Here is a 12,976-nt window from a genome sequence, read left to right as displayed (position 1 = left end):
CCCTGATGGGCAGCGCCGCGCTAGGCGGCTGCATGACTGCAACACCCTACCAGCCCGCTACCTCGGCGTCGGGTGCAGGCTATTCGGACGAGCAGATCGAGAGCAACCGGTTCCGCGTCGCTTTCTCGGGCAACAGCCTCACCGCACGTGAAACCGTCGAGCGCTATCTGCTTTACCGGGCGGCCGAGCTGACCGTGCAGCGCGGCTTCGACCATTTCGTGCTGGTCACGCGCGATACCGAGACCCGCACCGACACCTATCGCACCCCCGGCGCCTTTGGCGGCGGCTATTATGGCGGCGGTCCGTGGGGCTATTGGAGCCCGTCCTGGCGCTTCTATCGCGGCCCGCGCTGGGGCTGGCGCAACTATAATCCGTTCTGGGACGATCCGTTCTGGAGCTCGCGCGACTGGGATTATCGTACCGTCCGCCAGTATGAAGCGATGGCCGAGATTGTGACTGGCCGCGGTCCCAAGCCGGGCGACAACCTCCGCGCCTTCGACGCACGCGAAGTGCTCGACCGTCTCGGACCGTCGATCAAGATGCCCGAAGTTCGATAACGCCTCGTTCCCCTCCCTGCTTGCAGGGAGGGGTTAGGGGTGGGTGCGCGCGTCGGCGCCCCAAGGGACTCATTGGGTTTGCCGAAACGGCGGCGGTGAAGGCATCGAGCCTCCGCCGCTGCAAACCCACTCCCGCACCTCCCTTTTCAAAGGGGACATTTTCGGGTTTCGCTCCTCCCCCGCTTAGCGAGGGAGGATTTTTCGTGCCTTACGCGGTCAGCGCGCCGTGGCAGTGCTTGTACTTGCGCCCCGAACCGCACGGGCATGGCGCGTTGCGGCTGACCAGCCCTTCCCACTCGGCGGGATCGGTGCCGAGATCCTCGCCCGAAGGCTGCGGGATCTGCATCGGCGGCAGCTGGTTGAATACCGTGCCCACGGCACCGCCGTCATAGTCGCCAGTATTGTCGAGGCCGGTCAGCGGATCGATATGCGTAGTCAGGAAGTCGGGCAGCTCGGGCAGTTCCGGCGGCGGCGCCATGCGGAACTGGGCGAACGCCAGCGTGCGCGTCACATCCTCGCGGATGCTCGAGAGCATCCGCTCGAACATCGCGAACGCCTCGTGCTTATACTCGTTGATCGGCGTCTTCTGCGCATAGGCGCGCAGATGGACGACCTGGCGCAGCGCATCGAGCAGCGCGAGATGCTCCTTCCAGTGATGGTCGAGATTCTGCAGCAGGATCGACTTCTCGATCTGCGTCCAGGTCTCGGTCTCGAGCTCGGCAGCCTTGTCGTTGACCAGCGCGTCGGCCATTTCGCGGATGCGCTCCTCGACCATCTCGGGCTCGATCGCCTCTTCGGCGACGATCCATTCATCGACCGGCGCTTCGACGCCAAGCGTCGCCATCACCTTTTCCTTGAGACCGGCCACGTCCCACTGCTCGGGATAGCTGTTGGGCGGGCACGCCTCGCCGACGATCGCATTGACGGTCTCCAGCCGCATGTCGACCACCACTTCGCCGACGGTATCGGCGTCCATGATGTCGGCGCGCTGCTCGTAGATGACCTTGCGCTGGTCGTTCATCACGTCATCATATTCGACGACCTGCTTGCGGATGTCGTAGTTGCGCGCCTCGACCTTCTTCTGCGCGGTCTCGATCGCCTTGCTCAGCCACTTGCTTCCGATCGCTTCGCCGTCCTCGATATTGTTGCGCATCATCTTGGCGAACAAAGTGTTCGAGCCGAAGATGCGCAGCAGATCGTCGTCGAGGCTCAGGTAGAAGCGGCTGAGGCCCGGATCGCCCTGACGGCCCGAACGGCCGCGCAGCTGGTTGTCGATGCGGCGGCTCTCGTGGCGCTCGGTGCCGAGCACGAATAGTCCGCCGGCTTCGCGCACGCGGTCCTTCTCGGCCTGGATCTCGGCCTTGATCTGCTCGATCGCGGCGTCGCGCGCCGGGCCTTCCTCCATGCCTTCCAGCTCTTCATGGACGCGGAACTCAAGGTTGCCGCCCAGCTGGATGTCGGTGCCGCGGCCCGCCATGTTGGTGGCGATCGTCACCGCGCCCAGCCGGCCAGCCTGCGCGACGATGCCGGCCTCCAGCTCGTGATGCCGCGCATTCAGCACTGCGTGCTCGACGCCTTCCTTCTTGAGGAATTCCGAGAGCAGTTCCGACTTTTCGATCGATACCGTGCCCACCAGCACCGGCTGGCCCTTGGCCGAATGCGCGCGGATCTTCTTGGCGATCGCGCCGAACTTCTCTTCGGTGGTCTTGTAGAATTCGTCTTCCTCGTCGACCCGGCGCACCGGCAGGTTGGTCGGGATGGTGACGACGTTCATCTTGTAGATGTCGAAAAATTCGGGCGCCTCCGTCGCGGCGGTGCCGGTCATCCCCGCAAGCTTGGGATACATGCGAAAGTAGTTCTGGAAGGTGATCGAAGCGAGCGTCTGGTTCTCCGGCTCGATCTGCACGCCTTCCTTGGCTTCCACGGCCTGGTGCAGGCCCTCGGACCAGCGCCGGCCGTCCATCATGCGGCCGGTGAACTCGTCGATGATGACGACCTTGTCTTCCTGGACGATGTAATCGATGTCGCGCTTGAACATCACGTTGGCGCGCAGCGCCTGGTTGAGGTGGTGGACCACCTGGGTGTTCTCGAAATCATAGAGATTGGCGCCGATCAGCAGCCCGGCATTCTCCAGCATCCGCTCGATCTTCTCGGTGCCGTCCTCGGTCAGCACGATCGTGCGCTGCTTCTCGTCTTTCTCGTAATCGACCGGCACGAGCTGCTTCACGATCGCGTCGACGCTCATATAGAGTTCCGAGCGGTCGTCGGTCGGGCCCGAGATGATCAGCGGAGTGCGGGCCTCGTCGATCAGCACCGAATCGACTTCGTCGACGATCGCCATCGCGAAGGGCCGCTGCACCATCGATGCGCGGTCATACTTCATATTGTCGCGCAGATAGTCGAAGCCGAACTCGTTGTTCGTGCCATAGGTGATGTCCGCGCCATAGGCGTCGCGGCGCTGCTGGTCGGTCAGATTGGGCACGATCACCCCGGTGGTCAGGCCAAGGAAGCCATAAACCTGCGCCATCCACTCGGCATCGCGCTTGGCGAGATAATCGTTGACGGTGATGACGTGAACGCCCTCGCCCGGCAGTGCGTTGAGGTAGGTCGCCAGCGTCGCAACCAGCGTCTTGCCCTCGCCGGTGCGCATCTCGGCGATCTCGCCGCGATGGAGGACGATGCCGCCGATCATCTGCACGTCATAATGGCGCTGGCCGAGCGTCCGCTTGGCCGCCTCGCGCACCGTGGCAAAGGCTTCGGGAAGGATCGAATCGATCTTCTCGCCATTGGCAAGCCGATCGCGGAACAGGATCGTCTGGGTGGCAAGCTCTTCGTCGCTCATCGACGAGATCGTCGGTTCGAACGCGTTGATCTTCTGGACGATCGCCCCGAGCGACTTGACGTAGCGCTCGTTCGAGGAGCCGAAAAGGGTCTTGGCAATGCCGCCGAGCATGGGAGTTCCTGTCGTAATCTGAATGTTGGTCGGGCAGGCGCATCCCGTCCTCGGGGCGCCCGCGTCATGCGAAAGACGAAAAAGGGCAGCCCGCCTCAGCGCGCCGCGCAAAGCCTCACTCGAGCCGACGCTCGAAGGGCAAATAAGTTGCGACGAGCGGTGCGCTCTCGCTGTGCGGCCACGTCGCCCGCTGCGCATCAGCGCGGCGGGGCTTGGGCGCTGCCGGAATGGCACGCCGCGACGAATGCACCGCCGCCTGCGCCACTTGCGCCGCCTGGACCACCGCCACGCCCTGAACGTGGCGCACAACGCGATCGCCCGCACCGGATCCGGTCAGGCTCGCGAACAGCGCAGTCAGGAGAAGCAGCAGGTTCAAGCGTCTCGTCTCACAGGCATGACGGCCAAACTGCCGCACTAAGCCGAGTGGGACATAGTGACTGCAATTCCGTCCGCCAATCGAAATCGCGCTTCGCGCCCTATCGCGCGGTCGACCAGGCCGTGGTGAACACCGCTGAGGCCCGGCGCGGCTTTCCATCGACACCAGACGGCGCGACGAACGGGCCGGTCGTTTCGCAGAGGCTGGGAAGCGTGGCCAACCAGCGTTCCTGTCCCGTCGAAACCGAACGACAATTCTCGACTGTGCCCCTCTCGGAAACATCGAATGCCACCGTGGCGAGCGCACTTTGCTTCTGCCCGGGTCGCGCGTAGCGAAGCGCCGGACTGGGCGCATCGTCGAAAGTAAGCGCGATTTCGATCGTGAGCTGCTGCGATGCGCCTGCGCCGCCGATCGCCTGCAGCATCTGCGACGGCAAACGGCCCTTGAATGTCTCACAGGGCGGCCCGACAGTGGCGGGTATCGCCCCGCTCGACTCATCTGCGCAGGAAACAATATCGCCCGTCCCGGAAACCTCGAGCACCGCCACAGCATGCCAGGTCGAAATCGGCGTCAGGACGGCCTCCGGCAAGTCCCAGCGATATTTGCTGGACCAGCGCGCCGCTATCGGCTTCCCTTTGGCATCGCGCGCCGGTAGAAAACGCGCACGGGCCCGGATAATGGTACAGGTAGCGTCATCCAGCGTCTGCGAGCCACTGCTTGCATCGACAGTGCAGTTGGTGACTTCGCCATTCGCTCCAACATCCAGCGTAAAGCCCACCGAACCTCGTTCACCCGCACGAATGGCCGCGTCCGGATAGTCCTCATTCTTCGCCCAGCTTCCCGGCGGCGTCGCTGGCCTCGGCTTGGCGGAAGGCGCGTCCTGCCCAATGCTCGCCTGGCCGGCCATCAATCCGAAAAACAACAATAAGTACATCGGATGAGCTCCCTGGGACGATTGACCTTGTCTATGGCCTTGATATCTCGGCAGATATGCCCCGCCCCTATTCCATGATCATCCAGAGCACCGGAAGGATGACTTGGCTCTCCTCGGGCACGCGATCGACGATCTTCGGGCTATAGCGGGCAAGCTTCGCCACTTCGAACGCGGCGGCGTCCAGCGCCGCCACCCCGGATGACAGCGCGACTGCGCAATCCTTGAGCGTTCCCGCCACCGCCAGCGTGCATTTGAGATGCACGCGCCCCTGCTGCTCTTCGCGGAGTGCCGATGGCGGATAGAGGTCACTTAGATCCGGCATGTATATTTGCCTCGGGAACACTGTCCCCTTCTCCGGGGCCGCTGCAATTGCGCGGGGAATGGCGGCGACGGCGGCGGCATCGGCGCTGCGGGTCATCGCATCCATGCGCGATTCGCGTGCCGTCACTGGGGCGAGGCGTTGCCGATCCGCGGATGCCTGTTGCCCGATCGGTAACGTCAGGGCGATCATCGACGCCGCCAAGATCATTGATCTTTCCCCCCGCTTGCCCGAAGCAGCGCCACCCTATCAGCAGGCTGTTTCATGTCCACCGAACCCTCCCCGCTCGCGCTCCCCTTCCCCGCGCTGCCCGTGATCGCCGGCGTCACGCCGCGGGTCGCCCGCGCGCGCTACAAGGCGTGGGACCGCTGCGACCTGACCTTCGTCACGCTCGATGCGGACACCAGCGTCGCCGGCGTGCTCACCAACAGCAAATGCCCGTCGCCCGAAGTCGAATGGTGCCGCAAGGCGCTAGTGTTGGGTCGCGCACGCGCGCTGGTGGTCAATGCCGGCAATTCCAACGCCTTCACCGGCAATCGCGGCCGCGCCGCAGTCGAGGCGATCGCCGCGCGCACCGCCGCGCATCTCGGCTGCGAGCCCTCGGACGTGTTCGTCGCCTCGACCGGGGTGATCGGCGTGCCGCTGCCGATCGACAAGGCCGAGGCCGGGCTCGACGCCGCCTTCGCAGCCGCGCCCGCCAGCTGGGAAGACGCCGCAGCGACGATCATGACTACCGATACCTTCGCCAAGGCGGCGGTGACCAGCGCCGTGATCGACGGGCGCCCGGTCAATCTGATCGGCATTATCAAGGGCTCGGGGATGATCGCGCCGGACATGGCGACGATGCTCGGCTTCGTATTTACCGACGCTGCGGTGGCGCCAGAGTTCCTGCAGAAAGCGCTCGCCGAGGCCAATGCGCGGACTTTCTCGTGCATCACCGTCGATGGCGACACCTCGACCAGCGACACGATCCTCGCGTTCGCCACCGGCACGGCGGGCAATACCCCGCTGACCGACGACGAAGATGCCGGCGCCGATGCGTTCCGCGCTGCCCTCGCCGACCTATGCCACCAGCTGGCGCTACTCGTGGTCCGCGACGGCGAAGGCGCGCAGAAGCTGATCGAGATTACCGTGGGGGGCGCCGAGAGCGACCGCAGCGCGCACCGCATCGCGATGTCGATCGCCAATTCGCCGCTGGTCAAGACCGCGATCGCGGGCGAGGACGCCAATTGGGGCCGCGTCGTCATGGCAGTCGGCAAGGCCGGCGAGCCCGCCGAGCGCGACAAGCTCGCGATCCGCTTTGGCACCACCCAGGTCGCGCAAGCCGGCCTCGCTGTCGAGGGCTATGACGAAGCGCCAGTCGCCGCGCACCTCAAGGGCCGCGAGATAGAGATCGGCGTGGATCTGGGCTTGGGTGAAGGCCGCGCCACGGTGTGGACCTGCGATCTTACCCACGGCTACATCTCGATCAACGCCGACTATCGGAGCTGATGCTGAAGCCGCTGGCGCGTATCTGAAATCGGCAGATCCTCCTGCCGCACCGCTTCGCCTACGAGGATCAGCGTCGGCTTGCCCTCGGTAACTGCCTGCACCGCGAGCGGCAGCAGGTCGAGCCGGGTACGCAGGCAGCGCTCGCTGGCGAGGCTGATATCGCAGGCGACCAGCACCGGCGTCTTCGCATCGAGCCCGTGCGCGATCAGGTTGCGGCTGATGTCCGCGGCGGCGGAGCGCCCCATGTAGAATGCCGTGGTGCAGCCGGGATCGGCCAGCGCCGCCCAATCGAGATCGAGCGGCTCGCCGGCGCGGGCATGCGCGGTGACGAACTGCACCCGCCGCGCCAGCCCGCGCAGCGACAGCGAGATGCCTGCCGACGCGGCCGCGGCGCTGGCGGCGGTGACGCCCGGGCAGATCCGCGCAGTAACGCCCACTGCGGCAAGCGCCGCGACCTCCTCCATCGAGCGCGCGAACATCGACGGATCGCCGCCCTTCAACCGCACAACCCGCTCGCCTGCCAATGCCGCTTCGACGAGCAGCGCATTGATCGAACGCTGGTCCTTCGAATGGCGCCCCGAGCGCTTGCCGACCGGCACTTTGCGCACATGCGCCGGGATCAGCGCGAGCACACCCTCGCCGACCAGCGCGTCGTAGAACACCACGCTCGCTGTGCGCATCAGCCGCTCGGCCTTGCGCGTCAGCAGGTCGGGATCGCCCGGCCCCGCGCCCACCAGCCACACGTCGCCCCTGCCGATCTCATGCATTGGCCGCACTCCGGTTCTGTTCGATCAGCCGGCGGATCGCCGGGCGGCACGAGCCGCAATTGGTTCCCGCCGAAAGCGCCGCGCCCACCGCCTCGACACTGGTCAATTGCTGCGAGGCGACTGCACTGACGATCGTCTTGAGCCCGACATCGAAGCACAGGCACACGATCGGCCCGCGATCCTCGCGCACGCCTGGGGGTGCGCCCGCCAGCACCGCGGGGCTGGCGGCCTCGCCGATCTGCGCGATCAGCCAGTCGCGCGACGGCAACAGTCCCTCGCGCGTGACGAACAGCGCCGCGGCGAGTCTGCCGTCCTTGAGGATGGCCACGCGCCGCGATCCGCGCGCATGGTCCGAAGCTTCGATCCGTTCGCCCTTGGGCAGCAGCGCGTCGAGCTGAGCCGGATCGCTCTCTCCGGCGAGCTCGTAGAGCACGCCACCCGCCACCCGCACCCGCGTCGCCCACAGGCAATCGGGTTGCTTCACCTCCTCCGCGGCAAGCAGGAAACCGCGCCACGCCACCGCGACGGCGGCGATCCTGGCCGGCGTGGACTTGAACCCCGGCTGCCCCGAATGGGGATCGACCAGCGATCGCGGCAACAATCCCGCGCGTCCGCCGGTCGAGTGCTGGTCGGTCCAGTGGATCGGCACGAACAACTCGCCACGCCGTTGCCCGGTGCTGAGCGTCACCCGGAACACAGTCTCGCCCTGCGGCGTCGAGACGCGCGCCAGGCCGCGATCGGCGAGGCCCAGTTCCGCAGCATCCTTGGGGTGCACTTCGACCAAAGGCTCGTCGCGATGCCGCGACAGCTTCGGGCTGAGCCCGGTGCGGGTCATCGTGTGCCAATGATCGCGGTAGCGCCCGGTATTGAGCGTCATCGGCCATTTGGGCAGCGGATCCTGCAACGCCATCTGCCGCACAGGCACCAGCCGGGCCTTGCCATCGGGCGTCGGGAAGCGGCCCTCGGCAAACGCGTCGCCGCCCCAGCGGAACGGCGCAAGCGCGTCATAGACCGCATTGCCGATCGCCGCCTGTCCCGGCAGCGCGAACAGCCGCGCGCCATCGTTCTGATAGGTCGAGAGCCGGGCATGCTCGCGAAAGATGTCGGCGGGCCGGTCATAGGCAAACGCGGTCCGCCACCCCATTCGCGCGCCGACTTCCTTGACGATCCACCAATCCGGCTTCGCCTCGCCGGGCAAGTCGAGCACCGCGCGCTGGCGGCTGATCCGCCGCTCCGAATTGGTGACCGTCCCGTCCTTCTCGCCCCATGCCGCAGCGGGCAGCCGGACATGCGCGAACTTGCTCGTATCGGTCTCGGCGATCACATCGGACACCACTACGAACGGGCATGCCGCCAAGGCCTCGCGCACGCGACCGGCATCGGGCATCGATACTGCGGGGTTGGTCGCCATGACCCACAGCGCCTTGATCCGCCCCTCGCCCACTGCGCGAAACAGATCCACGGCCTTGAGCCCGGGCTTGCACGCCATGTTCGGCGCCGCCCAGAACCGCCCGACGCGCGCGACATTCGCGGGCGCGAAGTCCATATGCGCTGCCAAGGTGGAAGCCAGCCCGCCGACCTCGCGCCCGCCCATCGCATTGGGCTGGCCGGTGATCGAGAACGGCGCTGCGCCCGGCTTGCCGATCCGGCCTGTGGCAAGGTGGACGTTGATAATCGCATTGACCTGATCGGTGCCGCGCAGCGACTGGTTCACCCCCTGGCTGAACAGAGTAACGGTGCGCGGATGCGCCGCGAACAATTCGAAGAAGCGCCTGAGGTCGGCGGGCGGCACGTCACACGCCTTGGCCACCGACCACAGGTCGCTCCCCTCTCCAACCTTGTCCCAGAAATCGTCGGGTACGCTGACGTGTCTGGCCAGGGTGGTCTCGTCGATCAGTCCATTGATCCGGCAATGCGCGAGCAGACCGTTCATCAGCGCGACGTCGCTGCCCGGCTTGATCGCCAGATGCAGGTCGGCTTCGTCGGCGGTCTCGGTACGCCGCGGATCGATCACGACCAGCGTGGCGCCGGCGTCGCAGCGCGCACGGATGCGCTGATATACCACTGGGTGGCACCACGCCGTGTTCGATCCGACCAGGATGAACAGGTCCGCCGCGTCGAGATCGTCATAGCTCGCGGGCACCACGTCCTCGCCGAATGCGCGTATGTGCCCGGCGACGGCGCTCGACATGCACAACCGCGAATTGGTATCGACGTTCGCTGAGCCGATGAAGCCCTTCATCAGCTTGTTGGCGACGTAGTAATCCTCGGTGAGCAGCTGCCCGGAGACATAGAATGCGACGCTGTCGGGGCCATGCTCTGTGATCGTCTGCTTGAAGCGCTTCGCCACCAGATCAAGCGCTTTGTCCCAGCTCGCCTGCTTCTTGCCGATCATCGGATGGAGCAGCCGCCCCTCGAGCCCCACGGTCTCGCCGAGATGCGTGCCCTTCGAGCAGAGCCGGCCGTGATTGGCAGGATGCTCGGGATCGCCCTTGATCTCGACCGCGCGTTCGCCTGTGCGCGTCGCAAGAATGCCGCAGCCGACGCCGCAATAGGCGCAGGTAGTGCGGATTGCGGTCACTAGGCCGCAGCCTGCAGCACACCGGCCCGGCAGATCAGTACCCGTCCGCCGCTCACCTTCACCGGGATCACCGGCGTGCATCCCTTGTCGTCGCCCTGCGCCTGCCCGGTCGCCAGCGCGATGTTCCAGTTATGCAGCGGGCACGCGACGCTATGGCCATGGACGATCCCCTGGCTCAGCGGTCCGCCCTTGTGCGGGCAGCGATTGACCAGTGCGAACACCTGGTCGTCGCCGGTCCGGAACACCGCGATCTCCTCGCCACCATCGACCGGAACGGTGCGGCTGCCGCGGACCGGGATTTCGCCCAGCCAGCCGATGTCGAGCCATTCGCCGATCATGCCATCTCCTCCACTGCGAGGGGTTTGAACGCGGCCATATGCGCGTGCTGTTCGCGCGCCGCGCCCGCGACGCGCTCGGCCCAGGGGTCTTCCTGGCTGAAGGTCTGCGAATGCCAGAAGCGCGCGGCGAGCGCGTCGCGGCCCTCGACGTCCTCGACGACGCGATCCTTGATGTGCTGCAGCCCGACGCGCTCGATCCACGGCGCAGTGCGCTCGAGATAGCGCGCTTCCTCGCGATAGAGCTGCACGAACGCGGCGGCATAATGCATCGCCTCCGTCTCGGTTGTCACCTTGACCAGCAAATCGGTCGCGCGGACATGGATGCCGCCGTTGCCGCCGACATGGAGTTCGTAGCCCGAGTCTACGCAGACCACGCCAAAGTCCTTGATTGTCGCCTCGGCGCAGTTCCGCGGGCATCCCGACACCGCCATCTTGAACTTGTGCGGCATCCAGCTGCCCCAGAAGCCGCGTTCGAGCTTGACCCCCAGCCCGGTCGAATCCTGCGTGCCGAAGCGGCACCATTCCGAGCCGACGCACGTCTTCACCGTGCGCAGCGACTTGCCATAGGCGTGCCCCGAGACCATTCCCGCCGCGTTAAGATCGGCCCAAACCGCGGGCAGATCCTCTTTCCGGATCCCGAAGATATCGAGCCGCTGGCCGCCGGTGACCTTGACCATCGGCGCGTTGAACTTCTCGACCACGTCGGCGATCGCGCGCAGCTCGGTCGGGTTGGTCAGCCCGCCCCACATCCGCGGGACCACCGAATAGGTGCCGTCCTTCTGGATGTTGGCGTGCATGCGCTCATTGACGAAGCGGCTCTGCTGGTCGTCGACATAATCGCCGGGCAGCGCGCAGAGCAGATAGTAATTGAGCGCCGGGCGGCAGCTCGAACACCCGTCGGGCGTGCTCCAATGCAGCATCTGCATCACTTCGGGGATCGAGCGCATGCCTTGCGCCACGATCTCGCGGCGAATATCGTCATGCCCGAAGCTGGTGCATCTACACATCGTCTTGGGCCCCGCCTGCACCGCGTCGCCGAGCGTGACCGCGAGGAGGTTCTCGACCAGCCCGGTGCACGAGCCACAGCTTGCCGAGGCCTTGCAGCCTGCGCGGACCGCGTCGAGGCTGCACGCGCCCTTCTCGATGCAACCGACCACTTGCCCCTTGGTTACGCCGTTGCAGCCGCAAATCTCGGCATCGTCCGAGAGCGCCGCAACGGCCGCCTTAGGGTCCGCGGCGCCCCCTCCCTGGGCGAAGGCCTGACCGAAGATCAGCATGTCGCGCAGCTGCGACACGTCCTCCTGGCGTTTGAGCAAGTCGAAATACCAGCCGCCGTCCCCGGTATCGCCATAGAGCACGGCGCCGACGATACGGTCGTCCTTGACCACCACGCGCTTGTAGACTCCGCGGCTGGCGTCGCGCAGGACGATGTCCTCGGCGCCGTCGCCGCCCGAGAAATCGCCCGCCGAGAACACGTCGATCCCGGAGACCTTGAGCTTGGTCGAAGTGACCGAGCCCGTATAGCCGCTATGCTTCTCGACCAATCCGTCGGCAAGCGCGCGGCACATCTCCCACAGCGGCGCGACCAGGCCGTAGACTTGTCCGGCATGCTCGACGCACTCGCCGACCGCGAGCACATCGGCGTCGCTGGTGACCATATGGTCGTCGACCTGGATGCCGCGGCCAACCGCCAGCCCGGCCTCGCGGGCGAGCGCGGTGCTGGGGCGGATGCCCACTGCCATCACCACGAGGCTCGCAGGGATCACGCTGCCGTCCTTGAGCCTGACACCCTCGACTGCGTCCGTGCCGAGGATCTCGGCGGTGTCGGCGCCCGTCAGGATCGTCTGGCCTCGTGCTTCGAGAGCCGATTTGAGCAGCCATCCCGCCGCCTCGTCGAGCTGCCGCTCCATCAGCGTCGGCATCAGGTGGAGCACGGTGACCTTCATGCCGCGCAAGGTCAGACCGTGCGCGGCCTCGAGCCCGAGCAACCCGCCGCCGATCACCACGGCATCGCCGCCCTTGCCCGCCGCGGCGAGCATCGCATCGACGTCGTTCATGTCGCGGAAGCTGATCACTCCCGGCAGATCCTTACCCGGCACCGGGATGATGAAGGGGTCCGAGCCGGTGGCGATCAGCAGCTTGTCATAGCCGAGCGTCCGGCCGCTGCGCGACGTGACGGTTCTGCCCGCACGGTTGATCGCAATCACCGGGTCGCTGGAGACCAGCTCGATCTGGTTGTCGCGATACCAGGCGGCATCGTTGATCACGATCTCGTCGAAGGTCTTCTCCCCCGCGAGCACCGGCGAGAGCATGATCCGGTTGTAGTTCACATGTGACTCGGCGCCGAAGATCGTCACGCGATACCGGTGCGGATCGCGCGCCAGCAGTTCCTCGACGGCGCGGCACCCCGCCATGCCGTTGCCGACCACTACCAGATGCGGTCGCGGATCGGCTGCCGCCGCGCCTTCGCCGATCGTGCCAGGTTGGAAGTTCATCTGCTTCGCTCCAACGCAAAAAAGGCCGCCATGCAGGTCATCGGAGAGATCCGACGCCTGCATGGCGGCCTTGCCATTCACCCTGACCGGCGATTGCCGGTCGATGCGCCTCCGATTCCCGTCCTTGGGAGCGGCGGCTATGTCTCGTTCGGGCGACCTTGCCCG

At 66.1% G+C, this 12,976-nt stretch carries 10 protein-coding genes; 2 read left to right on the top strand and 8 right to left on the bottom strand.

Annotation, left to right across the window (positions count from 1 at the left end; all coding sequences use genetic code 11):
• Window positions 1-32 precede the first annotated feature (32 nt).
• Window positions 33-557 (top strand): hypothetical protein, encoded by a 525-nt coding sequence (locus tag BXU08_RS02745; RefSeq protein ID WP_253190482.1) that lies wholly within the window; start codon window positions 33-35, stop codon window positions 555-557.
• Window positions 558-765: 208 nt separating this feature from the next.
• Here the strand turns inward: BXU08_RS02745 and secA are convergent, their stop codons facing one another.
• From secA to BXU08_RS02725, 4 genes are all read right to left on the bottom strand, one after another.
• Complete coding sequence (secA, locus tag BXU08_RS02740) at window positions 766-3,510, bottom strand: preprotein translocase subunit SecA (RefSeq protein ID WP_077508569.1); 2,745 nt, start codon at window positions 3,508-3,510, stop codon at window positions 766-768.
• Between the two features lie 115 nt (window positions 3,511-3,625).
• On the bottom strand, window positions 3,626-3,886 hold the full coding sequence (locus BXU08_RS02735; RefSeq protein ID WP_077508567.1) for a hypothetical protein: 261 nt from the start codon (window positions 3,884-3,886) through the stop codon (window positions 3,626-3,628).
• 100 nt (window positions 3,887-3,986) lie between these two features.
• Window positions 3,987-4,820, bottom strand: a complete 834-nt coding sequence (locus BXU08_RS02730) for an energy transducer TonB (protein ID WP_077508565.1) — start codon at window positions 4,818-4,820, stop codon at window positions 3,987-3,989.
• A 67-nt stretch (window positions 4,821-4,887) separates the two neighbouring features.
• Entirely contained in the window at window positions 4,888-5,331 is a 444-nt protein-coding gene (locus tag BXU08_RS02725) for an energy transducer TonB (protein WP_171982395.1), read from the bottom strand.
• 72 nt (window positions 5,332-5,403) lie between these two features.
• Here BXU08_RS02725 and argJ point away from each other — a divergent pair, with 72 nt between their 5' ends.
• Window positions 5,404-6,630: a bifunctional glutamate N-acetyltransferase/amino-acid acetyltransferase ArgJ gene (gene argJ, locus BXU08_RS02720; RefSeq protein WP_077508561.1), complete on the top strand. Its 1,227-nt coding sequence runs from the start codon at window positions 5,404-5,406 to the stop codon at window positions 6,628-6,630.
• Here the strand turns inward: argJ and cobA are convergent.
• From cobA to nirB, 4 genes are read right to left on the bottom strand one after another with little or no spacing between them, the layout of a single operon-like run.
• Window positions 6,618-7,397, bottom strand: a complete 780-nt coding sequence (cobA, locus tag BXU08_RS02715) for a uroporphyrinogen-III C-methyltransferase (RefSeq protein ID WP_150125390.1) — start codon at window positions 7,395-7,397, stop codon at window positions 6,618-6,620. The genes argJ and cobA overlap by 13 nt on opposite strands.
• Window positions 7,390-9,978: a nitrate reductase gene (locus BXU08_RS02710; RefSeq protein WP_253190481.1), complete on the bottom strand. Its 2,589-nt coding sequence runs from the start codon at window positions 9,976-9,978 to the stop codon at window positions 7,390-7,392. The genes cobA and BXU08_RS02710 overlap by 8 nt, the downstream gene beginning before the upstream one ends.
• On the bottom strand, window positions 9,978-10,316 hold the full coding sequence (gene nirD, locus BXU08_RS02705) for a nitrite reductase small subunit NirD (RefSeq protein WP_171982394.1): 339 nt from the start codon (window positions 10,314-10,316) through the stop codon (window positions 9,978-9,980). Before nirD ends, BXU08_RS02710 begins: the two co-directional genes overlap by 1 nt.
• The gene (nirB, locus tag BXU08_RS02700; protein WP_077511938.1) at window positions 10,313-12,811 is read right to left on the bottom strand and encodes a nitrite reductase large subunit NirB; all 2,499 of its coding nucleotides are present in this window, start codon (window positions 12,809-12,811) and stop codon (window positions 10,313-10,315) included. Before nirB ends, nirD begins: the two co-directional genes overlap by 4 nt.
• Window positions 12,812-12,976 lie beyond the last annotated feature (165 nt).

The sequence above is a fragment of the Sphingomonas sp. LM7 genome (assembly GCF_002002925.1).
GTDB lineage: Bacteria > Pseudomonadota > Alphaproteobacteria > Sphingomonadales > Sphingomonadaceae > Sphingomonas.
This window is presented reverse-complemented; position numbering and strand designations above follow the sequence as displayed.